We start from the raw sequence: 25,857 nt of genomic DNA, 5'->3' as shown, positions 1-25,857 counted from the left end.
ACCATTCCAGCATGAACCGTATTAATTTTTGCATAAAAAGTCCTGAAATATAAATAATTTAAACTTACTACACAACACCTAAAAAGCCATCACTTTAACTTTATGTTGCCAATCGTCATATCTTATCGGTTCTAACACCACCAATTTCTTTTTCTTTTAGCCAATTTTTTTCTTTTCTGATATATTATCATCTTTTTTTACCATAGTACTAAATAAACATGAAATATAACCGCATATATATTAATAGTCATTTAGCTGAAAATAGCAAGCTAGAATTAACAATCGATCATATTCATTATATTAAAACAGTGCTACGTCTTAAAGTAAATGATAGTTTGCGTATCTTTAACGGTACGAATGGAGAATTTTTAGCACAAATTATTGATATAAGTAAAAATAACCTATCGGTTAAGCTTAAAGAACAGTTAAAAAAGCCTGGTACAGAATCTAGTTTAACGCTTGCTGTTGCTATAATAAAGCAAGATAAATTAATGCTTGCAATAAATATGGCTACACAACTTGGTATAACTAAAATTATTCCGTTAATTACCAAACGGTGTCAATTTAGATCAGTAAATATCGAACGTTTAACAAAATGTATGATTGAAGCGACAGAGCAATCGGAGCGTCTTGTTCCCCCGATAATTGAGCAAGCTATTAAATTACAAGATTATCTTAAAAAGAATAATAATTTGATATTATATGCTAATGAACATGAAAAAGTAGAAAATTCTATATTACAAATTTCATCATCACTTAATAATAGTGAGGTAGATATTGTTATTGGACCGGAAGGCGGTTTTACTAATGATGAGCTTGAACTTTTTACCTCATATAAGAATACAAAATCTATAAGTTTAGGAAGTAATATACTAAGAGCTGAAACAGCAGCGATCACTGCTATAGTACAAGTATCTCTTACTATGTCATTCCTGCGGAGGTGAAAGCATAAATACTACTAGTATTGTTACATTTTTTCTAGGTTCCTGCCTCCATAGGAATGGACTTGAGCCAATTTGTTAATTCATACAATAATTAATGCCGGCCACAGAGTGATAGGGTTTTACTTCATCGTTTCTATTCAAAATAGCTTACCTAAACAAAGGAAAGAATATACACAATAAAAGCCTATAATTATATAAAATATTGTCACAATAATTGGGAATAAGTCAAAAAAAGTGTAACTAAATTACATCAGCCAACCAAGCCCCAATTTATAGCACTATAGAATATAGTAAATGTATTAGTTAGTAATAAGCAGATTAGAAGTATTTCGTAACATATTTTGACCTTATATTCATTAAACGTAAAATAATCCTTTCTCATTTTTATCTACTAATATTTTACAATTCTATAATTTATTAATCTTTCTTAAAAGTTTGATATATTACGGGTATAACAAAAATTGTAAATATAGTACCGATGCTTAATCCTCCAACTATTACACAACCGATAGAATTACGAGCAGCAGCACCAGTCCCGTTTGCAAACACTAGAGGTAAAGTTCCGACTACAGCAGCAAGGGTAGTCATAAGAATTGGACGCAAACGAAGTTTTGAGGATTCTATTATAGCTTCCCGAACCTTTAATCCTTTTTCTCTTAGCTGATTAGCAAATTCTACTATCATAATAGAATTCTTAGTAATTAATCCAATTAAAGTAATAAGTCCAATATTGCTGTACATATTAATGCTATTACCTGCAAGCCAAAGAGCAAGTACACCTCCAGTTATTGAGAAAGGTACGGCAAGTAATATTAATAAAGGATCAGCAAAACTATTAAATTGCGCTGCAAGCACTAGATAGATAAATACAAGAGCCAATACAAATGTTATAAGCATATTACTGTCTGCCTCTCTCATTTGTTTAATTTCTCCGATATATTCAATTATGGTATTACTAGGATCAAGTAACTTAGAGGCTATTTTATTGATTTCATCGATTGCATCATTCATTTTCCCATCAGGAGCAAGATCGGAAGAAATAGTAACGGATTTTGAATGATTATAATGACTATATGATTTTACCGATATTTTTTCCGTAATATTGGCTATCGATTCAAGCGGTAACATATTATTATTTTTTGCTCTAATTAAAATTTTACTAAAATCGCTAATATCCTTTCGATCTTGTTGATTAAATTGTAATATAACATTATATAAATCATTACCCATTCTAAAGTCTCCAATTTGTTGACCTGCAAGTAAATATCGTACTGTTTTGCCTATATTTGCCAAATCCATTCCATATAAGTAAGCCTTATCACGCTTAACATCTATACTTAGAGTTGGTATTGCCGATTGTAAATTTCTATTAACGTTTAAAAAAATAGGGTTTGTTTTCATTATATCAACAAATTGTTGTGATATTTTATCTAGGTCATCATATTCAAGGTTTGTTTGAATAGTAAACTCGATAGGGCTATTTGCATTTCCGCTAACCATTGAACGTGGATCCATAGCGAAAATCGACATTCCAGGTATTTCGGAAAATTGCTTATTTAACATGTTTTTAATAGTTTTTTGTGAACGAGAACGCTTATTCCAGTCTTTTAACGGAATGAACCCAAAAACATTATTACTACCTCCTGCACCTATTACCATCAAATAACCTAATATATCTTTATAATTAGCAAGGATTTTTTCGGTTTCCATTACTATTTTAGTAGAAGATTCTAAACTAGAACCTTCAGGTCCTTTAAGAGAAAGTTGTAAAAGGCCGTCATCTTCTTGCGGTACAAAAACTTTTGGAGTAAATTTAAAACTAATAATCAGCACTATAAATGATGATGCAATAATGATGACAAATTTCTTTTTATTTTCAAAAGTTAGATTTAGATAATAAATATATTTATTTTGAATAAATTGTAAAATGTTATTAAACTTTACTAAGAATTTTGGTAAGTCTGTATTATGTTTTGTAACCATAAGACTTGACATCATAGGAGTTAAAGTTAAAGCAACAAATCCTGAAAACAGGATACAAAATGCTAAAGTCCAAGCAAATTCAATAAATAGTTTCCCGATGAAACCCTCTATAAAACCGACAGGCAAAAATATGACAGAAAGCGTAATAGTCATAGCAATGATTGCAAAGCCAATTTCTTTAGAAGCAAGCATAGCTGCTTCCATGGGTTTATAACCCATTTCATTATATCTAAAAATGTTTTCAAGCATAACTATTGCATCGTCTACCACAAGACCTATAGCAAGTATCATAGCAAGGAGCGTAAATATATTAATAGAAAATCCAAAAGCATACATTACACTAAAAGTACCGATCAATGATACCGGAATCGTCACAAACGGAATTAAGGTAATTTTAGCAGAAGCAAGAAATAAATAAGTAACTAACACTACTAATATTAAAGCTTCAAAAATTGTTTGAAATACTCCATAAATTGATGCTTTTACAGGTATTGCTCCATCGTATGCAATACCTATTCTTATTCCTTTGGGCATTGATTTTTTAATTCTTTCTAATGCTTTAGTTACTTCATTTGATAAGTCTATGATGTTAGCTTTTGATTCTTTTATAATACCAAGGGCAATAGAGCTTTTGCCGTTATATCTGAAAATTATATCCTCATCGTGAGAAGTTAAAGATATTTTCGCAATGTCTCGTAATTTTATTATGCTTCCGTTTTGTACTTTTAAAATAATATTGCCAAATTCTTCTGGTGTAGATAAAGAACCTTCAAGAGTGACTATAAAATTATTACTTCTTGTTTTAATTGTGCCTGCGGGATAATCTTTATTTTGTGCTTTTATTGCAGATTCAATCTCTAATAAAGAAATTTTATGCTGATATAATTTTTTGGAGTCGGGTTCTATTCTCATTATATATTCCCTGCCTCCGTAAATTTGTGATTGTCCTACACTTTCAAGTTTATCTAAAGGTGTTTGTAGGCTATTTTTGACGATCTTCGTTAACTCTAAGTGGTTATATTGATCACTTTCAATACTTATGAAAAGACTTGGAAAACTATCGGCATCAAGTTTTGCAACCGACGGAGCTTTCATATCTTGTGGAAACATAAACGTAATATCCGATATTTTAGAACGAACATCATTTAGTGCTACTTCAATATCAGTAGATAGTAGAAACGATAAAGTAATACTACTTTCACCAGTGGAACTTTGAGAAGTTATATAATCTAGATTTTTAACCGTCCTCAAAGCTTTTTCTATGCGTGTTGTTATTTCTTTTTCCATATATAAAGCATTGGCACCTGCATAATAAGCATTAACGTTTATAATAGGCACTGAAATATCGGGAGTTCCTCTAATTTGTAGTTTGGTAAAAAAAATTGCTCCAAAAGCTACGATAACTAAACTCAAAACTGTAGCAAATACTGGACGTTTAATGCAAATTTCAGACAATAACATTGGATTTAATATATTTTTTTAAAAATTTTATTCTAAGTTAATGCGAATAGATAGGATTAGTACATAATCTGCTATCAGTTAGAAATATTAAATATAAAAGTTAAAAGGCCGTTTCTACCTTATATATATATATGCATTAATTAATATATTATTTTTAATAAAAACTTATAATTTTTTATAGAATATAATAAATATTTGAAGTCGGGGAAGCAATGCTTCAAACCATGGTTTTTACAATTTTACCCAATAGCAAATTACTGTATTTACTAAAATTAGAGTTTTAATAATAAATTTTCACTTTCAATTACTTGATTAAGATAGTTTTAATAATATTACTGATGTAAAATGGCTACATTTTTTTATAAATTAATATAATAACGTATATATTTAAAACTTTGTAAATAACTGGCATTTGCAGTATGTGGGTAGTTTGTTATAATTAACTCACATCAAAAATATATTGATGTGTATTATTGCCAGTTGTATATATTTTTTTATAAAAAAATATCATTATGTATATTAAAACATCAATGTATATTAACCCATTAAAGGAGAGTGGATTTTATTATGAGTGCACATAACAAACAAGAACCAAAAAAAATGAATAAAACCGAATTTATAACATTTATGACCGGCAATGGTCATAATCATAAACATGCTTCACATAAACCATTAACAAAAGCCGACGCTGAGAAAGCGCTTAATTTAGTTCTTGATAGTGTGATTAATGCTATAAAGAGTCACCATAATATTAATATAACAGGGTTTGGTTCATTTGAAATACATCATAGAAAAGCACGTGAGGGGCGCAATCCAAAAACTGGAGCAAAAATGAAAATAGATGCTTACAACCAACCTACTTTTAGAGCTGGAAGAAAAATGAAAGAAGCTTGTAATTAATGATTCTGATTTATTGTATAATAACTCCTACAAAAGGGCTTTATTGCATGGCTCTAGAAAAATGCTTCAGTGTGATACCGTAATTTGATCAAGTCATTCAAGGCGTAACTTAGAATAACACTAATAATTTTCTGAACGCTGTTCAAGTGTGTGCGGTAACACTCGTAAGTAAAGTTGGCTCATGCAATAATGCTCTGCAAAAGTTAGAATGATGCAGAACACTATCTTAAGTACAATTCGATAATGATATTACAACCATAAGCTAAGCCATTTTTTGTTACTATGATAACTCTTTTTATATTATGATAATCGAACATCTAGAGTTTAACTTAAGACACAATAAGCTATATAATAGTTGGCTTATCGAAGCTGAAAATATAGAACAAGCTTTAAAAGACGTAGAAGATTTTATATACGTTAAGCTTTTTAAGAAAAACATTCCTCTTGAACATAATCCGGATTATCATTTTATCACTAGGAAAACTTCAGGTATACCTAATGTTAAAAATATTTCTATTGAACAAATAAGAAAGTTACAAGACTTTTTAAGTAAAACCTATGCAATCTCAGGTTATAAAGTTGCCGTAATTTATTCGGCAGATCTTATGAATTTGAATGCAGCGAATTCATGCTTAAAAATTCTTGAAGATGCACCAAATAATAGTTACATTTTTTTAATTACTTCAAGAGCTGCAAGTATTATTTCTACGATTAGATCAAGATGTTTCAAAATTAATATTAGATCATCTATCCATAATACTCAAAACGCATTATATTCTGAATTTATTCAGCCGATAGCAGATAATGAGACGTTAAATTTTATTAATCGTTTTAATACTAAAGACCGGGAATTATGGTTAGATTTTATTGATAATGTATTGTTATTAATGAATAGAATTCTTAAAAAATCTGCTAACGTTAACATTGAACTTCTAGATTTAGAAAATAAGATTTTTAATAAACTATCCAATCAACACCCTTCATATTTACTGCAAAAATTTACTAAAATAAAAAAATTAATATATAATACCATTGATTATGATTTGGACTTAAAAGCAAGTTATATATTAGTGGTTAATGAATTTTTTAGTAATTGAATTCGATATCACTTTAAACCCCTTTCACATTATTCATAAAAAATATATTGTTGCTAAAACATATTGAACGAAATATACTCCTTTTGAAAGAAGTTTAAAATAATAGGTATTCAAGATGGCAAGCAGTGCTCATCTCAAATACAAATTTAATTTATGTTTTATTTTGACTATTGTGCATTTACTCGTAGTATTAGGTTCACTCTATTGAAATCAAATTATTTACATGTTTAAAACTTTAACACAAAATTTAACTAAGACTTTTGATAAACTAATTAGCTCAGGTATTTTGACAGAAGCCCAAATAGATGTTGCTATGCGGGATATAAGAGTCGCTCTTTTAGAGTCGGATGTAGCATTGCCGGTGATAAAAAATTTTATAGCAGCAGTTAAACAAAAAGCACTGGGGCAGGAGGTTATTAAGTCTGTTTCACCTGGGCAGATGATAATTAAAATTATTCATGAAGAGATGATAAATCTTTTAGCTACCGGTGAAAGTGAGACAAAGCTAAATTTAAATTCAAAGCCGCCTGTAAATTTCCTAATGGTAGGGTTGCAAGGTAGCGGTAAAACTACAGCGAGTAGTAAACTTGCTTTACGATTTAAAAATCAAAATAAAAAAGTTTTACTTGTTTCTCTGGATACTTACAGACCGGCAGCACAAGAGCAGTTAGCTGTACTTGCAAGTTCAATACAGATTAATTCATTACCTATTGTGCAAGGTGAGAAACCTCTTGATATTGTCAAAAGAGCTATGGCTGAAGCTAAACTCTCTGCTTATGATGTAGTAATTTATGATACTGCCGGTAGAACACAAATTGATAAAGAGATGATGGAAGAGGCGTTATCAATAAAAAAGATAGTAGAGCCTACGGAAACTTTATTAGTAATTGACAGTATGACAGGGCAGGATGCAGTAGTTACGGCAAGTAGCTTTAATGAAAAGTTAGAAATTTCAGGATTAATTTTATCTAGAATTGACGGTGATTCTAAGGGTGGTGCAGCACTTAGTGTAAAATATATTACCAAACAGCCAATTAAATTCTTGAGTAGCGGTGAAAAACTAACCGATTTAGAAGAGTTTGATGCTAAACGTTTAGCTTCTCGAATACTTGATATGGGCGATGTTATATCCTTTGTTGAAAAAGCAGCTAGTATCGTTGATAGAGAAGAAGCAGAAAAAACAGCTGCTAAATTAAAAAAAGGTAAATTCGATCTAAATGATTATATGCAGCAAATGAGAAGCATAAAAAAAATGGGAGGCTTTGGAAGCATACTTAGCATGTTACCAGGTAGCGGTAAAATTATGGCTCAAATAGATCAGTCAAAACTAAATAATAAAATAATTGAACATCAAGAGGCAATTATTTTATCTATGACACCGAAAGAACGTAAGAATCCTAATATAATTAATGCCTCTCGCAGAAAACGTATAGCTTTAGGTGCTGGTACTACAGTACAAAAGGTCAATATTTTACTAAAGCGATATAAGCAAATAAGCGATATGATGAAAAAAGCAAATAAAATGAACCCTAAAAATCTGTTAAGTAGCAGACTTGGAAAAGTGTTTTCATAAATTTATATTATGTCAAAAAAGAAAGATCCTAAACATGATGAGATTGTAAGCGGTGTATTTGACAATCTGATAGTTGCTAAAGAGTTTTTTGAAATGCGTTTATTGCATCATATACACAACATTAATTACTTTCCTTTGAAACTCTTAAAATGGAGAAGTTTTGTGGATATAAAATTCCATATTGGACATTTTATTTTCAATTAAATTTTTGCAGTAAAAGACAGTATTTTTATTATTAGAACATCAAAGTAAATCTGATTATTATATGGATTTTCATTTGTTTAAGTATGTTAAACATTGCTGAATATCATATGAAAACAACGAAAATAAGAAATTTCCTTTTATATATCCGTGTTTATAACAGACAAATATAATGCTCCCCGTAATTTATTAGGAGTTATTTGATTGAACTTAAAAATCTTAGATTAATAATTATTTATAAAAGTGCATGATATATATCTGATCAAAAATTGAAAGACAATGCTTAGCATGGAATTTTACAATTTTTTATGAAGTATATGCATATGCACGAACAAGAGTTATTAAGATGGCAAGAAATAGCTGATCTTTTACCTGAATTTATTAAAATTAATATCGGTATTAAAAAGTTAATTTTTATTCTACACCTTGAATAAAATCAAAAAAAAATGATAAAATAGAAGCGGTAAATCGTATTTAAACCCTAAGTTAGGAGCAAAAATCATGTGTAGTGTAGCCCATGATGCCAGGTTCGCAGCTTTAAGTGTTGTTTGCCGCATGGATCAAAAAATACTCTTTATGTCGTTCCTGCGGAAGAAAATATAAACACACTAAATTTTAAGCTTAAATAAATTTCTGGATTTCCACTTTTGTGGGAATAACATCCAATTGCTGCTATACCGAGATCATATAGCAATACCAAGCTTATAGCGAAATCCATAAATATTTGTTTTACTGTGGACAACGGTATGACATCGGAACATTTTTCAAGAGCCTAACAAACCTATATTTTAGCAGACGGTAAGAGCATAATGCTTAGCTCTTTTAGAGCTTTATCTTCTATATAACTTGGGGCGTTCATAAGTAAATCTTCCGCCTGTTGGTTTAAGGGAAATGCAATTATTTCTCTTATATTTGTGGCTTCTGCAAGCAACATAACAATTCGGTCAATTCCTGGAGCTATTCCACCATGTGGTGGAGCACCAAACTTAAACGCTCTAATCATACCGCCAAATCTCTTATCAACTTCCTTCTGACTATAACCTGCTATGGAAAATGCTTTATACATAATTTCCGGCTTGTGGTTCCTAATAGCACCACTGGAAAGTTCAATACCGTTACAAACAATATCATACTGGTATGCAGTAAGCTCTAACAACTCTTCAGTTGTTTTAGCATTTTCTAAAGCATCTAAACCACCTTGCGGCATAGAAAACGGATTATGGCTAAAATTAATTTTACCTGTTTCTTCATTTAATTCATAGAATGGAAAATCAGTAATCCAGCAGAATTTAAAGCAATCTTTTTCAAGTAAATCAAGCTCATCGCTAAGTCTTATTCTAACCTTACCAGCAAGTTTAGCAGCTTTTTCTTTTCTATCGCTAACAAAAAATACGGCATCACCGTTACTTATATTTGCAGTAGCCTTTAAACTCTCTAATTGCTGCGGGCTTAAGAATTTTGCTACCGGTCCTTTTGCTTTACCGCTTTCACTAAACTGGATATAGCCAAGTCCTCCTGCTCCTTCAGATATAGCAAACTCTATCATTTTATCGAAGAAACTACGAGGTTGTGCTACTGCTTTAGGCGCAGGAATTGCACGAACGACACTACCTTTTGTAATATTTTCTCTAAAAATCGTAAAATCAGTATCTCTAAATATTTCTGTTACGTCAGCAATTATAATAGGGTTACGCAAATCAGGCTTATCAGAGCCGTATTTTAGCATAGATTCATTATATGGGATACGGATAAAAGGACTTTCTGATACTTTCTTGTCTGTAAATTTAGTGAATAAATCATGCATCACAGGCTCAATAGTACTAAATATGTCTTCCTGTGTAACAAAAGACATTTCTACATCTAGCTGATAAAACTCACCGGGGGATCTATCAGCTCTTGCATCTTCATCCCGAAAACAAGGAGCAATTTGGAAATAACGATCAAACCCCGAAACCATTAAAAGCTGCTTAAACTGTTGAGGTGCTTGCGGTAGTGCATAACACTTACCAGGATACAGTCTACTAGGTACTAAAAAATCCCTAGCTCCTTCAGGTGAGCTAGCCGTTAGAAGCGGCGTTTGAAATTCAGTAAAACCTCTTGCCATCATCAAATGACGAATATAAGCAATAATTTGCGAGCGGAGTATTATATTATTATGTAATTTCTCACGTCTAAGATCTAAAAAGCGATGTTTAAGCCTCAAATCTTCCGGAGCATCTTTTTCGGTATTAATGACAAAAGGTAGAGTATCTGCTGCTGATTCGACAATAAATTCTCCGGCTAATATTTCAATATGACCAGTTGTAAGCATCTCATTAATAGTATCACCTGATCTTGCTACAACTTGACCAATAACCGTAATGACTGACTCATAACGCAAACGACTAGCCGTCTCCATAAGCTGAAGGTTTTGATCTGTAAATACGATTTGAGTTATACCATAATGATCACGTAAATCTATGAAAACTATATTACCGTGATCTCTTCTTCTATGTACCCAACCTGACAATTTAACTTCTTTTCCTACATCAGATATTTGTAATTCATTACAATTATGAGTTCTATATTTATGCATTTTTATTTTTTTATATACACTTTCCACTATCTATAATTTATATACATAAAATTGTGGATTTTCGCAAATAAAAACAAAAAATTTATCTTAATAAAGTAGAAACATTCTTTTGTTTTGGCAATGATTGGATATGATTTTGTTGTTGAGGTTTTACTTGATTTAACTCACCTTTAATCCATTCATATATTGCTTTCTTAGGATTTTTAATTATCTCTGCAACATTTTCTACTAAATTTATTATTCCTTTAATTAATGGTAATAACTCCTCTTTAATTTTATTTATAGGATTATTATTTACTTGTAATTTTTCTTTATTTTCGCTTGATAGATTACGAAATATCTTATTCATTCTTAACTGAAGTTCATTTCGTTCAAGCTCTTTTTCTCTAAAATGTAATTCAAGTTTTCTATCAACTTCTTTTTGTGCTTCCGGAGTTAAATTTTTATATTTATTAATAAGCTCATTCGCTTCCTTTCGTTGTTCCGGTGAAATATTTTCAGAAATATTTTGCATGTGTTTCTTTTTAAAAGTTAAAACATATTAATTCATAATATATATTTTTTAACTTTGTACAAGAAAAACTTGTATAGAAATTAACCTTTAAACATGGTCTTAATACCTAAAAAGTCTAAAAAATTTCGTAATTCTTGACGTGCAAGCAAATGTGAGCTATGAAATGCTCTATCATATTTTGCAATGTTTAGATCAAGTAATGTTAAACCTTGCAAAAATAATTCCCTATATATTACACGTTCGCTAAATCCCTCTGCAAGTTTAAAGTTAATTCTTTTAGCAAGTTTAGTTAATACATTTCCTACACGTCTCTTATTTAATGCATCAAGGTTACTTAAACGATTACGAAGTATTATCCAATCTATACTGATTCTATCACGACTAGCACGCTCTATTTTCTGTTCCCAAATCATTTGGCTATAGATTGATGGGCTAATAATTTCGTCCTTGCTATCGATTTTTGCTATCACGTCTAAATCTAGAAAGCTATCATTAATCGGTGTAATAATCATATCAGCATAAGAATGAGCGAGTCTTGATAAAGGAGTATGACTACCTGGGGTATCAATCACTATATAATCGGCATACTTATTATTTTTGAGTACCTGCTCAAAATTCTTTGCTTGCTCTTCTACTTTACTTTCAGGTATATGAAAATGTTTCGGTACTAATACAGGTTTATCTGGATTATGTTTATTATATAAATCTCGATTTTTTAAATAATTTGTTAAAGAACTTTGACGTGAATCGGTATCTATACTTACTACCGAATAATTTTGATAAAGCAGAGCTATTATTAGATGCATAGAACAGGTAGTTTTACCTGCTCCTCCTTTTTCATTGCCTATAACAAAAATATAAGGTTTACTGTTCATAACATACTTCTTTTCTTTCAAAAGTAATATTACTATTCCTGTTGAAAGAAGTTTAAAATAATATGTATTTGAGATAAAAAGCTGTTTCCATCTCAAATACACATGTAATTATGTTTTATTCTAACTATTCTTCATTTATTAGGAGTATATGATACTAAAAAAACAAAGAATAAGCATAACTAGTAGTAAGCGCAAAGTAGCTACGAAGATCAATTTCAAAAAGCATAAGAGGTTCACAAAAGTAGGAACGGAGTGTATAATTAATACGTGAGTACCGCAGTACTTGTAGAACGACATAGCCAATTTTGAAGTTTATCGAGTATATTCTTTGATGAATTTTTCAAGTAGTCTAACACCATACCCCACTGCCCCCTTAGGACCAAGCGATGAAGCTTTATTACTATTTGCAACGCCTGCTATATCTAAATGGGCCCACTCTACTCCATCTTTAATAAAACGTTTAATAAAATGTGCAGCTATGCAGCTTCCGGCCGCGCTTGGTACGTTACCGATATTTGCCATGTCGGCTATATCGGAGCTAATCATTTCATCATACTCATCATGAAGCGGCATTCTCCAAAGTTTTTCATTAACTTCTTCCCCTGCTTTTATTAATTTACTTGCTAACTCATCATTATTGGAAAAACAACCAGCATATGTACTACCAAGCGCGACAGTTATTGCTCCTGTTAGAGTTGCAATATCAATCACACATTTAGGCTTAAATTTTTCTTGTGCATACCAAACAGCATCAGCCAATACTAAACGCCCTTCTGCATCAGTATTCAAAACCTCTGCAGTTTGCCCTGACATGGTAGTTACCACATCGCCTGGACGCTGTGCGTTACCGGACGGCATATTTTCTACAAGCCCTACAACACTGACTATATTTACAGGTAATTTTTGACCGGCAACTGCAATCATGCTACCCACAACTGCTGCAGAACCTCCCATATCATATCTCATTAAATGCATATTACTTGATGGTTTTAAGGAAATACCACCTGTATCAAAAATCACTCCCTTACCAACCAAAGCAACAGTAGGAGCATCTTTACTACTACCTTTATACTCCATAACCACTAACTTTGACTCGTTTTGTGAACCTTGTCCCACACCAAGTAATGCTCCCATACCAAGATTTTTCATCTCACGCTCACTGATAATATCAACATCTACTCCCAGCGGTTCAAGTATATCAACTATTCTTTCAGCATAGACTTGCGGAGTTTTAATATTTGACGGTTCATTACTTATGTCTCTTGCAAAAAATACTGCCTCAGCAACTAATTTTTTGATTTCAAATAATTTTGCTGCTTCAGTATTATTATCGGTAAAAACTTCAATTGATTCCACTACAAACTTTTCTACTTCTTTTAAGGTAGTTCTATATTTATCAAATCTGTAAGAAGCAAGAAGTGCACCGCTAACAATTAAAGATGCAAATGTGTAAGATGGAAAACTGCTTATTCTATTTAGAATTTTTAAGCCGATAGTAGAAATTTTAGCACTAGTTGCGTGCTGTAAAATTTTGCCGCCTAACTCTTCGATTTTTGATTCAGTTAACTTGTCTTCATCCCCAAGCCCTGCTATTATCAAATATTTAATCTCGCTTGATCTAATCATGAAGGACGGAATAACCTTGATCTGTCCATATTTACCAGTAAATTGTAATTTATCTGCAATAGTTTTAGAAATTAATCCATGATGTTGTTGATCAAGTGCTACTAAATAGTTATCAAGTTTTAACTGTTCATCAATAAAAACTACTAAACCTTGATTGTTAAACGATTGTTCATTAGTAAAATTTACATTAAGCATAACTATTCCTTATATTAACTTACTAAAAATGATTTCAAGAACTTAATATTTATTTGGAGAGATAAACACCCATACATAGCCTATACTGAATAATAGGTAAGGATGCAAATCCTTAAAAAGGAACAAGCAATTCTTGAAAGCATAAGAGTACATTTATTAGCGATAATTCTATTTATCTTGATAAAACTTTGCAAGTATTATAATTGATTTTAAAAATCTCATTAAATACTAGTTGACAAATGTTAATATTTTTTATATCTTACTGATAAGATTGTTCAATTTAAGTAACCGATATGACACAAGACATCACTTCTTACTTAATTAAACAGAAATACACAATGATTAAAAAATCATGTGAGTTAACCTGTGATATGGGTGAGGTTTATAGTCTCACGCCTCACCCAATACGATATACTTGCCTTAGCTATTTAAAGCTATTATCTCTACCTATATCACTAACATTTTATGCAATAAAGTTCTGTTTTACAGCTAATCCCTCATGGACATGGATTGGGGTTAATGTTTTGCATAAGAAGATGGATCAAGCAATAGCAAAAAAAATATTACATGGCTTACCTGATGAAATAGAAACAGATCAAAATATACTTAAAATTGTCGAGTATGTATTTAAAAAATATGAAGAGAATCCTACATTAGCGCCTCTCATTGAACATACATTTGTACAAAAATTTTTAGCAAAGATCGGTCAATATATTCCTACTTTTTCTAAAATATTTAAATTTTGGAATGAAGGAGGAATCCACTATTCTTATGAAGTACAAACAAAACGAGAATTAATTAACATAATCTACAAAAAAATTGTTTCCAAAGCTTATGAAGTAGGTAAAAAAGGAGGAAAACTTGAAATAACAGATGTAAAAGCTCTGTTCCCAAAGATAAATTTTGAAGAAAAAGTCAATGCTGAATCAGAAACTCTTCAAATAGATAAAGTAAGTAATATACCTCTTGCTAATGATCAAAAATATGAAGAAGTTAATACTAACCCATTAATAAGCTTAATAATGCTTAAAGCTTTATATGATGGAATTTGTCAGGAATTACAAAAAGTCTATATTGAAAATTATCTAGCAGAATACCAGATACGTCATAATCAAGCAATCCTTAAAAACGCTTGTATTGAGGATTTAACACGATTACAATTATACAGTAATTATAATTATGACAACAATAATAGGTACATCTCAGAACAGTCCATCTCCTGTTTAGGCCAAGACTATGAAAATTTAATAGCACCGATCTCTTGTTAAGCTTAAAATATTTTTGTAAATTTGCTATTAGAGATGGTTTTTTATATTAATCAATTTGGCATTGCCTAAAAAGGATCACGTGGGGTGGTATAAGCTAATGCTTTGATATCATTCCTGTGTAGGTGAAAATCCAGTAAAACATATAACAAAATTTTATCAAATATGTAACTTTTGTACCAATATTAAGGTTATTTTTTCTATTTCTTTTGGTAATAATCTCAATTTATCAGTTATCATACTGCAACTTGTAAGCCAGATCCATCTTAAAATATTTAAATTATGGATTACTATTTCCTTTCCGCAGGAATGACATGCTAAACGTGCATAACATTAATTTAGTATAAAAGATTAAAGATCTTACCCTTTGTCAGCATTTACAACATTCTCTTCATCAAGCTTTACGGCTGCTTTACGCATTTTTTCCATAAAATAACCAGTTCCAGCAGGTACTAATCTTCCAACTATCACATTTTCTTTTAGTCCTCGTAACTTATCTACTTTACCAGCAATAGCTGCTTCAGTTAAAACTCTAGTAGTCTCTTGGAATGATGCTGCAGAGATAAATGATCTAGTTTGCAACGAAGCTTTAGTAATACCTTGTAATATTAATTGTGCTTCAGCAGGTTTTAAACCATTTTTAATAGCTTTGTCATTTATCTCATTGAATTCATGTCTATCTATTTTTTCACCTACCAATAACGTAGTACCACCTGAATCTGTAATCTCTACTTTTTGTAACATCTGACGGATAATAACTTCTATATGCTTATCATCAATCTTTACACCTTGTAGACGATAAACAGCCTGAACCTCTTTAACAATATAATTTGCAAGAACTTCTACACCCATTACTTTTAAAATATCTTGGAGTACCGGATTACCATCAATCAATAAATCACCTTTTTTAACAAAGTCACCTTCATTAACTACAACATGCTTACCTTTTGGCACCATATATTCAATGGACATTGTGTTATCAATTGGATGTACGATAATACGTCTTTTAGATTTATAGTCTTTACCAAATTCTACTCTACCGTCAACCTCAGCAATAACTGCATGATCTTTAGGACGTCTTGCTTCTACAAGTTCGGCAACTCTTGGTAAACCACCGGTAATATCTTTAGTAGTGGTTGATTCTTTCGGTATACGTGCAATAATATCACCTACTGATATCTGCACTCCGTCTTCAACGCTTAAAACTGCTCCAACCGGCAAATAATATCTAGCTTCTAAACCGTTTGATAAGGTTATAATCTCACCTTTAACATCTAAAAGCTGTATACGCGGACGTAATTCTGCACCACGTGAATATTGCTTTGATTCAATAATAACTTTACTTGGTATTCCGGTAGCTTCGTCAGTTACATCACGAATAGAAATACCCTCAACCATATCTTTAAATAAAACTTTACCTGACCTCTCCGTGATAATTGGTATAGTATACGGATCCCACTCCGCTAGTTTTTGAGTTTTAATAACCATATCACCGTCATCAACAAGTAATCTAGCACCGTATGGAATTTTATGACATGCCTTTTCATTACCACTGTTATCAAGCAATAATAACTCACAATTTCGGCTCATAACAATTTTACGTTCTTCGGAATTAATAACAACGTTACGGCTTATAATTTTCACTTTTGCATCATAAGAAGCTTCTATAGAAGAAATCTCAGCACCTTTTGTTGCCGCTCCTCCTATATGGAAAGTTCTCATTGTAAGCTGTGTACCTGGTTCACCAATAGATTGAGCAGCAATAACCCCGATTGCTTCACCTTCCGACACTAATGTACCGGTAGCAAGATCCCTACCATAACATATGCTACATATACCGGTAGTACTTTCACAGGTTAATACGGATTTGATCATCATTCTGTCTAATCCTGCCGACTCAATCTGTTCTAATTTTGCTTCATTAATAAGCTCGCCTTTATTTAGGATTAGCTCATTAGTTACCGGATGAAATATATTTATAGCAGCAGTACGACCTAAAATCTTTTCAGCTAAAGATACTATAACTTCTCCACCTTCAATAACACTCTTAACTTCAATTCCTTTATCGGTTCCGCAATCCTTCTCTGTAATAATACAATCCTGTGCAACATCTACTAATTTTCTTGTTAAGTAACCTGAGCTTGCAGTTTTTAAAGCCGTATCTATTTGTCCTTTACGCATTCCGTTAGCAGAATTAAAACACTCAAACTCAGTTAATCCCTCTTTAAAATTAGAAATAATAGGAGTTTGTATAATTTGACCGTTTGACTTAGTCATTAAACCTCGCATGCCGCCAAGCTGCTTAATTTGCTGGAAAGAACCTCTTGCTCCAGAAATAGCCATCATATATATAGCATTTATTTTCTGATGATTTGGACTATCATTAATCGGCGGCGTAGCAATCTCTTTCATCATATCGTTTGCTACTCTATCAGTACATCTCGACCAAGCATCAATTACTTTATTATATTTTTCTCCATAAGTAATTAAACCGTTTGAATATTGTTGTTCAAATTCTTTTATTTCAAGTTGAGTTTCATTGATATGAGTACTCTTAGATTCTGGCACTACCATATCATCCATTCCAAAAGAAATACCTGAAGAACAAGCATATTTAAAGCCTAGTTTCATTAACTGATCAGCAAAAATTACCGTAGCTTTTTGACCACAGTGACGATACACTAAATCTATAACTAATGATATATCTTTTTTAGTTAGTTGTTTATTAATAAACTTGAACTCTATATTAGGATTAGAAGGCAATAACTCACCAACCATTAACCTACCGTAAGTAGTATCAATTATAACAGGAACAATTTTACCTTCAGCATTTAACTGACTTCTACGATATTTTATTTTTGTATGAATAGTTATAAATTTATTATATAAAGCATGTTCCATCTCAGCTAAATCTGAGAACATCATACCTTCACCTACTTCATTATCAAATGCAAGGGTTAGATAATATAAACCAAGTACTATATCTTTATCCGGTACAATAATAGGACGTCCGTTAGCAGGGCTTAAGATATTATTCGTAGACATCATAAATACCCTAGCTTCAAGCTGTGCCTCAATCGATAGCGGGATATGTACTGCCATCTGATCACCGTCAAAATCTGCATTAAACGCAGCACAAACAAGCGGATGAAGCTGAATTGCTTTACCTTCTATCAATAGAGGTTCAAATGCTTGAATACCAAGCCTATGTAACGTTGGAGCTCTATTAAGTAAAACTGGATGCTCTCTTATCACTTCTTCAAGCACGTCCCAAACTTCAGGTTTTTCAGCTTCTACCATTCTTTTAGCAGCTTTAATAGTTGTAGCGATGCCGTACAACTCAAGCTTAGAATAAATAAACGGCTTAAATAGCTCTAAAGCCATTTTCTTAGGTAAGCCGCATTGATGAAGCTTAAGCTCAGGTCCTACCACAATAACTGAACGCCCTGAATAATCAACCCTCTTACCAAGCAAGTTCTGACGGAAACGACCTTGCTTACCTTTAAGCATGTCACTTAATGACTTAAATGAACGCTTATTAGCATTTTTTGCTGCTCGCCCACGACGACCGTTATCAAATAACGCATCTACTGCTTCTTGTAACATTCTTTTTTCGTTCCTGACTATTATATCAGGTGCTTTTGACTCTATTAGTTTCTTTAAACGATTATTCCTATTAATTACTCTTCGATAAAGCTCATTTAAGTCTGAAGTAGCAAACCTTCCTCCATCAAGCATAACAAGTGGTCTAATTTCAGGAGGAATCACTGGCAAAACATCTATAATCATCCATTCCGGCCTGTTCTCCGACTCTAAAAAATCCTTTACTAATTTTAAACGTTTTACTAATTTTTTCTTTTTTACCTCTGAAGTTGTATTTTGTAATTCTGCGTATAACTCTTGCTTTAACTTCGCAAAATCAAGCTCTTTAAGCATTTGTTGTATTACTTCTGCACCTATAGAGGCAGTAAATGCATCTTCACCATACTTATCTTTTGCTTTCTGTAATTCTTCCTCTGTTAAGAGTTCACCTTTTTGTAAAATTGATAACCCTGGATCAACTACAACATAATTTTCAAAATAAAGAATCTTTTCCAAATCTCGCATTGTCATATCAAGAAGCGTACTAATTCTTGAAGGTAGCGACTTTAAAAACCAAATATGAGCAATGGGAGCTGCAAGCTCTATATGCCCCATTCTTTCACGTCTTACTCTAGAAACCGTAACTTCAACACCACATTTCTCACAAATAATACCACGATTTTTCATCCGCTTATATTTACCGCAGAGACATTCGTAATCTTTTACCGGACCAAAAATTCTTGCACAAAACAACCCATCTTTTTCAGGTTTAAAAGTGCGATAATTAATTGTTTCAGGCTTCGTTACTTCACCGAAAGACCACGAACGTACTTGATCAGGACTTGCTATATTAATCCTTATCTGATCAAATTGTTGAGTATTACTTAATTGTCCGTAAAAATTTACTACGCTCATAAATACTTTTCCTTAAAAATTACTTGCTCTCTAAAATGTCGTACTGTGGCTTGACCACAGTATCCAAAAACACAACTTACGATATTAATAATTTTAGTATTTTTAACTGGATCTTGTTATCAAGTCACTGGGATGACAATAAAAAGAATCGATCTACACATCAAAGCTGGCTTGACCATGGGATAACACATTTAACTTGAAGTCACTTCAAGCTTTACGTTAAGACATAAAGATCTAAACTCTTTTATCATAACATTAAATGACTCAGGAATACCTGATTCAAAATTATTTTCACCACGTACTATAGAATCATAAATTTTAATCCTACCGTTTACGTCATCTGATTTAACCGTTAACATTTCCTGTAACGTATAAGCAGCACCATAAGCTTGCAGAGCCCAGCATTCCATTTCGCCAAAACGCTGTCCGCCAAAATGCGATTTACCCCCAAGCGGTTGCTGTGTTACTAAACTATAAGGTCCTATAGAACGAGAATGAATTTTATTATCAACTAAATGATGCAACTTCAACAAATATTTCTGTCCGACAGTTACTAGACGATCAAAATATTCACCGGTTCTACCGTCAATTAATCTTACTTGTCCTGAAGGATCTTGACCGGCAAGCTTTAGCATATCTTTAACATCTTGCACTTTTGCTCCGTCAAATACAGGAGTTGCAAAATATACACCTTTACTTACTTTCTTACAGAAAGAGATAATATCTTCTTCCGATCTTACAAGTATAGAATTAATATTTTCTCCGTACAGCTCAATTAAAAATTGCTTAATTTGCTCAATACCAATCTTTTTATTTTGATGTTCCTTTACTAAGGTAGATATTTTTTTCGCTAAATTTATTGATGCCCACCCAAGATGTGTCTCTAAAATCTGCCCTATATTCATACGAGACGGAAGACCAAGCGGATTAAGAACAATATCTATCACTGTCCCATCTTCTAAAAATGGCATATCCTCTTCAGGTACGATACGTGAAATAACACCTTTATTTCCATGTCTTCCTGCCATCTTATCACCTGGTTGCAATTTATGCTTAGTTGCGATAAATACTTTTACTACTTTCAAAGCTCCCTGAGGTAGATCATCGCCACTTTGCAATTTCTCTACCTTAGTAGCAAATCTTTTATCAAGAGTTTCTTTTTTCTCATCATAATGAGTCTTTATCTTCTCTATTTCATTCATTACACTTGCATCTTCCACAGTAAGCTGCCAAAATTGCCCTTTAGATAAACCTTTTAGCATTTCAGTAGTAATAGTTTGCCCTGCTTTTACTTGCTTAGGACCATTAATAATCACCTGCCCTACTAAAAGCTTTTCAAGCCAACTAAATACAAAATGTTCAATAATTTTTAACTCATCATCTCTGTCTTTTGCTAATTTTTCAATTTGTTGTTTTTCAATAGCAATAGCACGCTGATCTTTTTCTACACCTCTACGAGAGAATACCCTTACTTCTACTACGGTTCCGCTAACTCCGGAAGGTACGTGCAGCGACGAATCTTTTACATCAAAGGCTTTTTCCCCAAAAATAGCACGTAATAATTTTTCTTCAGGTGTAATAGGTGACTCACTCTTCGGTGTTACTTTTCCAACTAAAATATCACCGGCTTTTACTTCTGCACCTACATAAATTATTCCAACTTCATCAAGATGACGTAATGCTTCTTCACTTACATTAGGTATATCACGAGTAATTTCTTCAGGACCAAGACGTGTATCTCTGGCTATTACTTCAAACTCTTCAATATGAATAGATGTAAAAATATCTTCTTTGACTATACGCTCAGATATTAAAATTGAATCTTCAAAATTATAACCATTCCACGGTAAGAAAGCCACAAGTACGTTTCTACCTAAAGCAATTTCACCGTTATCCGTACTAGGACCGTCAGCTATAACATCGTTTTTCTTAACGTAATGACCAACTTGAACTAAAGGCTTTTGATTAATACAAGTATTATGATTAGATTTTTGAAATTTTAGTAAATTATAAATATCAACTGAAGGAGAACCATCAGCTTTTTGTTCTAGAGTTCTAATCACGATTCTATTTGAATCTACCTGCTCAACAATACCGTCATGTAATGCAACTACCGATGCTCCAGAATCTTTAGCTACTACTCCTTCAACTCCGGTACCTACAAAAGGTGCATCAGTTCTAATTAAAGGAACAGCTTGTCTTTGCATGTTTGAACCCATTAAAGCACGATTAGCATCATCATTTTCTAGGAAAGGTATAAGAGAAGCTGCAACTGATACTACCTGCATAGGAGTCACATCAATGAAATCCACCTCATGAGGCTCTACCATTACAAAATTTCCTCCCTCAACACGACAATTAATAAACTCTCCTTGTAGTAACCCGTCTTTATCAACTTTAGAATTTGCTTGCCCAATTTTGTATTTACCTTCTTCAATGGCAGAAAGATATACCACTTCATCAGTTACACGCCTATCTTTAACTCTTCTATACGGACTCTCTATAAAACCGTGTTTATTTATTCTAGCATAGGTAGCCATAGAGTTAATTAATCCAATATTCTGACCTTCAGGTGTTTCGATAGGACAAATACGACCATAATGAGTCGGATGTACATCACGCACCTCAAAACCTGCTCGATCTCGACTAAGACCTCCAGGACCGAGTGCCGATAACCTTCTTTTATGAGTTATTTCCGATAATGGATTTGTTTGATCCATAAACTGTGATAATTGTGAAGTACTAAAAAATTCTTTTACTACTGAAACTAAAATTTTAGAATTTACTAAATCATGAGGCATTACTGTATCAACATCACCTACCGACATCCTTTCAATTACAGATTTTTCCATTCGGACTAAACCTATTCTAAATTGATTTTCTATCAATTCACCTACCGATCTCACCCTTCTATTACCTAAATGATCAATATCGTCTATAATACCTTTACCATCTTTAAGCTCAACTAAAACCCTTACTATATTTTTAATATCATCAATTGTTAAAACTGTAACCCCTTCAGAAATATTCAGCTCTAACCTAGAATTCATTTTTATTCGTCCAACTTCTGAAAGATCATATCTTTCCACATCAAAAAATAAACTATAAAACAAGCTTTCAGCTGCTTCAATATTAGCAGGTTCACCTGGTCTTAACACTCTGAAAATATCACATAATGCTGCCTCACGATCCTGGTTTTTATCGGCAAATAAGGTATTTCTTATATACGGACCTGATTGAGGATTGATCGCTAATACGTTAACATTTTTAATTTTAAGATCATTAATAATATTTAGTATATCAGCAGTAATGATTTCACCAATTTTTGCTAAAATTTCACCACTTACAGGATCTCTTAAATCCTCGGATAAATATTTGCCGATTAAAGTTTCATGAGCTACTAAAATATTATTAAGCCCTTCTCCAGAATATTTTTTAGCTAAACGAGGGGTAATTTTTTGTCCTGCTTTCAGTAAAACATTGCCGTTATCTGCATCTACTAAATCATTTGTTAAACGATGAGCAGTAATATGCCCTGGCATAAATTTAACTGCCCAACCTTTATTTTTAACAAGCTTATAAGTGACTGAATTATAATAAAATTTTATAATTTCTGCAGTACTCATGCCTATAGCTCTAAGCAAAGTAGTAGCATAAAGCTTTCTTTTTCTATCAATTCTAAAATAAATAACATCCTTAGCATCAAACTCTAAATCAAGCCAAGAACCTCTATATGGAATAACACGAGCAGAATATAAAAGTTTTCCGGAAGAGTGGATTTTGCCTTCATCATGATAAAAGAATACACCTGGTGAGCGATGCATTTGTGATACAACGACTCTTTCCGTACCATTGATAATAAAAGTACCATTTTTAGTCATTAACGGGATATCACCCATATATACTTCTTGCTCTTTAATCCCTTTAATTTCTCTAGTACCGGTATCCTCATCTATGTCCCAAATACTTAATCTTAAGGTAACTTTAAGAGGAGCAGCATAACTTAAACTTCTTTGACTACACTCTTCTACATCATATTTTGGAGTATCAAATTCATATTTGACAAATTCTAAGTTAGCAACATTAGAAGAATCTGAAATAGGAAAAATTGAGTTTAATATAGATTGTAAACCCTTATTTTTTCTTTCAGAATCTTTAATATTTAACTGTAGGAAGTTTTTTTCATATGAATTTTTTTGAATTTCAATCAAATTCGGTATATCTGCTACTAAATTTATGTGACCAAAATTTTTTCTTATTCTTCTATTATGTGACAAGGGTTGTGCTTCTATATTATCCCTTAATGAAACCATATAATCTCCTGACTGATAAAATTACTGCCCGTTATTGAAGTGACTATGTATATAAAATTTAAATTATATTTAAAACAATAAAGTTTTTATTGGAATAGCTATCTATTGCAACAAAATACTTATAATTTAGTAGCAAAAAACAAATATACTGTTTTTTAGAATCTAAATTAAAGAAACCTATTTAGATCTTGTGTAGGATCTGTGTACATTTCTAAAAAGACTTTATTTTGACTATTTTTTACTGCAAATTATAAGATTTCCTAAAGGAGCAGCTATAAAAATCTTATTAATTTTCACTTCAAAATATCCAAAAATAACAAATCAATTAGAAATGTTCAAAGAACCTAGGAAATTTTAATAATTATATCTAGGCGTATTTTAATTAGTAAAATTTTTAATGTAATAGCTTTTTATCCTATTTCAAAAAATAACTTAAAATTAGCTTTAAAATAATTTGTAAACAAAAAAGCCTTATTCAAATTTAATCACTAAAATAAGGCTTTTTAGATTTTAAGAAGTTAATTTAAAGCTATAAAATATTTCATCTGTGATGCAAAAAATATTAGGTTCTGTAAAGGGAAATTAATCTATATTTAATTCTTTATTGATTGTAAATTATAAGATTTTTTGGAATAAAAAACAACCAATCGGAGAAGAAACTTATTAATTTTCACCTTAAAACATCTAAAATATAAATAATATTCTTTACAGAACCTAGCGCAGAAATAATTATTTTAATTCAACTTTTGCTCCAACAGATTCTAATTTACTTTTAATTCCTTCTGCTTCTGCTTTCTTTACACTCTGTTTAACTGCCTTTGGAGCCTCATCAACTAATTTCTTAGCTTCAATTAAACCGAGACCTGTAATTTCTCTTACAGCTTTAATTACTTCCACTTTCTTATCACCTACAGCTATTAAAACTACTTCAAAATCTGTTTTCTCTGCAACTGCTTCAGCAACAGGAGCTGCTGCAGCTACCATAGCAACAGGAGCAGCTGCGGATACACCCCATTTTTCTTCTAGCATTTTCACAAGTTCAGCTGCTTGCATTAATGTTAATGATGATAATTGTTCTTCAATTTTAGCTAAATCTGCCATAATTTTTTCCTTTTTACTTTTTATATTAAGTTAATTTTTACTAGCATATGCTTGTATTACTCTCGCCATACTCGAAGACGGGGTTTGTAAAACACCTACAACCTTAGTAGCCGGTGCTTGTAATAACTCAACAATTTTACTTCTAAGCTCATGAAGTAAAGGTAGCTTAGCAAGTTCTTTTATTGAATGTTTATCTAACACATGATTATCAACTATTCCGCCAATAATCTTAAGATTATCATTAGCCTTAGCAAAATTAACTACTAATTTTGCTATCTCAACTGGTTCTTTAGAATAAACAATAGCAGTAGGCCCTACAAATAACTCAGCAATATTATCAAGTCCTGTTTGATTCGCAGCTATTTTTGCTAAAGCATTTTTAACTACTTTAAAACCTGCTGCTTTAGATTTAAGTGATTCTCTAAGTGAACTCATTTGACTAGCGGTTAACCCTTGATAATGAGTAATAATTACAGACGGTGACTCTTTATAAATATTTACAATACCCTCTACTGCTAATGTTTTTGCTGATCTTAACACCTATTACTTCTCCTTTTATAACAACAGTTTTAAATATATTTTAATAATACAAAAACTATTATTTGATTATCTATTTATCACCAATAGAAAATTACATATGTAATGTACTATTGTTTTAAAAGCTGTATATGCAGCGGATTTTGCTTGATTTAAAATCCTTACATAAAACTAATATTTTTATATAAAAAGTGAAAACT

At 31.8% G+C, this 25,857-nt stretch carries 16 protein-coding genes and 2 pseudogenes; 8 read left to right on the top strand and 10 right to left on the bottom strand.

Annotated features, from left to right (window positions below):
* Nucleotides 1-218 precede the first annotated feature (218 nt).
* The gene (locus AAGW17_RS02320) at nt 219-944 is read left to right on the top strand and encodes a 16S rRNA (uracil(1498)-N(3))-methyltransferase (protein WP_347939321.1); all 726 of its coding nucleotides are present in this window, start codon (nt 219-221) and stop codon (nt 942-944) included.
* Between the two features lie 137 nt (nt 945-1,081).
* On the opposite strand, the pseudogene AAGW17_RS05230 reads toward AAGW17_RS02320, so the two are convergent.
* Both AAGW17_RS05230 and AAGW17_RS02315 read right to left on the bottom strand, forming a co-directional pair.
* A pseudogene (locus AAGW17_RS05230) lies at nt 1,082-1,282 on the bottom strand (DUF378 domain-containing protein).
* 79 nt (nt 1,283-1,361) lie between these two features.
* On the bottom strand, nt 1,362-4,388 hold the full coding sequence (locus tag AAGW17_RS02315) for an efflux RND transporter permease subunit (protein ID WP_347939320.1): 3,027 nt from the start codon (nt 4,386-4,388) through the stop codon (nt 1,362-1,364).
* A 567-nt stretch (nt 4,389-4,955) separates the two neighbouring features.
* Here AAGW17_RS02315 and AAGW17_RS02310 point away from each other — a divergent pair.
* From AAGW17_RS02310 to AAGW17_RS02285, 6 genes and pseudogenes are all read left to right on the top strand, one after another.
* Nucleotides 4,956-5,288, top strand: a complete 333-nt coding sequence (locus AAGW17_RS02310) for an HU family DNA-binding protein (RefSeq protein WP_347939319.1) — start codon at nt 4,956-4,958, stop codon at nt 5,286-5,288.
* Between the two features lie 302 nt (nt 5,289-5,590).
* Nucleotides 5,591-6,385, top strand: coding sequence for a DNA polymerase III subunit delta' (locus AAGW17_RS02305; RefSeq protein ID WP_347939318.1), 795 nt, complete (start codon nt 5,591-5,593; stop codon nt 6,383-6,385).
* Nucleotides 6,386-6,608: 223 nt separating this feature from the next.
* Nucleotides 6,609-7,958, top strand: coding sequence for a signal recognition particle protein (gene ffh / locus AAGW17_RS02300; RefSeq protein ID WP_347939317.1), 1,350 nt, complete (start codon nt 6,609-6,611; stop codon nt 7,956-7,958).
* Nucleotides 7,959-7,967: 9 nt separating this feature from the next.
* A complete protein-coding gene (locus tag AAGW17_RS02295) occupies nt 7,968-8,162 on the top strand; it encodes a hypothetical protein (RefSeq protein WP_347939316.1) in 195 nt (64 codons plus the stop codon).
* 49 nt (nt 8,163-8,211) lie between these two features.
* Nucleotides 8,212-8,262, top strand: a pseudogene (locus AAGW17_RS02290) (hypothetical protein); the annotation flags it as partial.
* A 205-nt stretch (nt 8,263-8,467) separates the two neighbouring features.
* A complete protein-coding gene (locus tag AAGW17_RS02285) occupies nt 8,468-8,593 on the top strand; it encodes a hypothetical protein (RefSeq protein WP_347939315.1) in 126 nt (41 codons plus the stop codon).
* Nucleotides 8,594-8,940: 347 nt separating this feature from the next.
* Here AAGW17_RS02285 and aspS read toward each other — a convergent pair whose 3' ends face one another.
* The 4 genes from aspS to AAGW17_RS02265 all read right to left on the bottom strand — a co-directional run bounded on the left by aspS (nt 8,941) and on the right by AAGW17_RS02265 (nt 13,944).
* On the bottom strand, nt 8,941-10,734 hold the full coding sequence (aspS, locus tag AAGW17_RS02280) for an aspartate--tRNA ligase (protein WP_347939314.1): 1,794 nt from the start codon (nt 10,732-10,734) through the stop codon (nt 8,941-8,943).
* 82 nt (nt 10,735-10,816) lie between these two features.
* On the bottom strand, nt 10,817-11,248 hold the full coding sequence (locus AAGW17_RS02275; RefSeq protein ID WP_347939313.1) for a DUF3106 domain-containing protein: 432 nt from the start codon (nt 11,246-11,248) through the stop codon (nt 10,817-10,819).
* 80 nt (nt 11,249-11,328) lie between these two features.
* Nucleotides 11,329-12,123, bottom strand: a complete 795-nt coding sequence (locus tag AAGW17_RS02270) for a division plane positioning ATPase MipZ (protein ID WP_347939312.1) — start codon at nt 12,121-12,123, stop codon at nt 11,329-11,331.
* Between the two features lie 312 nt (nt 12,124-12,435).
* Nucleotides 12,436-13,944, bottom strand: coding sequence for a leucyl aminopeptidase (locus AAGW17_RS02265; RefSeq protein ID WP_347939311.1), 1,509 nt, complete (start codon nt 13,942-13,944; stop codon nt 12,436-12,438).
* 293 nt (nt 13,945-14,237) lie between these two features.
* Here AAGW17_RS02265 and AAGW17_RS02260 point away from each other — a divergent pair, with 293 nt between their 5' ends.
* Complete coding sequence (locus AAGW17_RS02260; RefSeq protein WP_347939309.1) at nt 14,238-15,212, top strand: DNA-binding protein; 975 nt, start codon at nt 14,238-14,240, stop codon at nt 15,210-15,212.
* 357 nt (nt 15,213-15,569) lie between these two features.
* Here AAGW17_RS02260 and rpoC read toward each other — a convergent pair whose 3' ends face one another.
* The 4 genes from rpoC to rplJ all read right to left on the bottom strand — a co-directional run bounded on the left by rpoC (nt 15,570) and on the right by rplJ (nt 25,660).
* Nucleotides 15,570-19,706 carry a DNA-directed RNA polymerase subunit beta' gene (gene rpoC, locus AAGW17_RS02255; RefSeq protein WP_347939308.1) on the bottom strand — a complete coding sequence of 1,379 codons (4,137 nt, stop codon included), beginning with the start codon at nt 19,704-19,706 and terminating at the stop codon, nt 15,570-15,572.
* A 191-nt stretch (nt 19,707-19,897) separates the two neighbouring features.
* Complete coding sequence (gene rpoB, locus AAGW17_RS02250) at nt 19,898-24,019, bottom strand: DNA-directed RNA polymerase subunit beta (RefSeq protein ID WP_347939307.1); 4,122 nt, start codon at nt 24,017-24,019, stop codon at nt 19,898-19,900.
* Nucleotides 24,020-24,748: 729 nt separating this feature from the next.
* A complete protein-coding gene (gene rplL / locus AAGW17_RS02245; protein WP_347939306.1) occupies nt 24,749-25,120 on the bottom strand; it encodes a 50S ribosomal protein L7/L12 in 372 nt (123 codons plus the stop codon).
* 30 nt (nt 25,121-25,150) lie between these two features.
* Complete coding sequence (rplJ, locus tag AAGW17_RS02240) at nt 25,151-25,660, bottom strand: 50S ribosomal protein L10 (protein WP_347939305.1); 510 nt, start codon at nt 25,658-25,660, stop codon at nt 25,151-25,153.
* Between the last annotated feature and the right edge of the window lie 197 nt (nt 25,661-25,857).

The organism is Rickettsia sp. Oklahoma-10 (genome assembly GCF_039954865.1).
Taxonomy (GTDB): domain Bacteria; phylum Pseudomonadota; class Alphaproteobacteria; order Rickettsiales; family Rickettsiaceae; genus Rickettsia; species Rickettsia oklahomensis.
This window is presented reverse-complemented; position numbering and strand designations above follow the sequence as displayed.

Coding starts and splice junctions, on each gene's coding strand:
- AAGW17_RS02320 (WP_347939321.1), top strand. CDS start 219: ATGAAATATAACCGCATATATATTAATAGTCATTTAGCTGAAAATAGC.
- AAGW17_RS02315 (WP_347939320.1), bottom strand. CDS start 4,388: ATGTTATTGTCTGAAATTTGCATTAAACGTCCAGTATTTGCTACAGTT.
- AAGW17_RS02310 (WP_347939319.1), top strand. CDS start 4,956: ATGAGTGCACATAACAAACAAGAACCAAAAAAAATGAATAAAACCGAA.
- AAGW17_RS02305 (WP_347939318.1), top strand. CDS start 5,591: ATGATAATCGAACATCTAGAGTTTAACTTAAGACACAATAAGCTATAT.
- ffh (WP_347939317.1), top strand. CDS start 6,609: ATGTTTAAAACTTTAACACAAAATTTAACTAAGACTTTTGATAAACTA.
- AAGW17_RS02295 (WP_347939316.1), top strand. CDS start 7,968: ATGTCAAAAAAGAAAGATCCTAAACATGATGAGATTGTAAGCGGTGTA.
- AAGW17_RS02285 (WP_347939315.1), top strand. CDS start 8,468: ATGAAGTATATGCATATGCACGAACAAGAGTTATTAAGATGGCAAGAA.
- aspS (WP_347939314.1), bottom strand. CDS start 10,734: ATGCATAAATATAGAACTCATAATTGTAATGAATTACAAATATCTGAT.
- AAGW17_RS02275 (WP_347939313.1), bottom strand. CDS start 11,248: ATGCAAAATATTTCTGAAAATATTTCACCGGAACAACGAAAGGAAGCG.
- AAGW17_RS02270 (WP_347939312.1), bottom strand. CDS start 12,123: ATGAACAGTAAACCTTATATTTTTGTTATAGGCAATGAAAAAGGAGGA.
- AAGW17_RS02265 (WP_347939311.1), bottom strand. CDS start 13,944: ATGCTTAATGTAAATTTTACTAATGAACAATCGTTTAACAATCAAGGT.
- AAGW17_RS02260 (WP_347939309.1), top strand. CDS start 14,238: ATGACACAAGACATCACTTCTTACTTAATTAAACAGAAATACACAATG.
- rpoC (WP_347939308.1), bottom strand. CDS start 19,706: ATGAGCGTAGTAAATTTTTACGGACAATTAAGTAATACTCAACAATTT.
- rpoB (WP_347939307.1), bottom strand. CDS start 24,019: ATGGTTTCATTAAGGGATAATATAGAAGCACAACCCTTGTCACATAAT.
- rplL (WP_347939306.1), bottom strand. CDS start 25,120: ATGGCAGATTTAGCTAAAATTGAAGAACAATTATCATCATTAACATTA.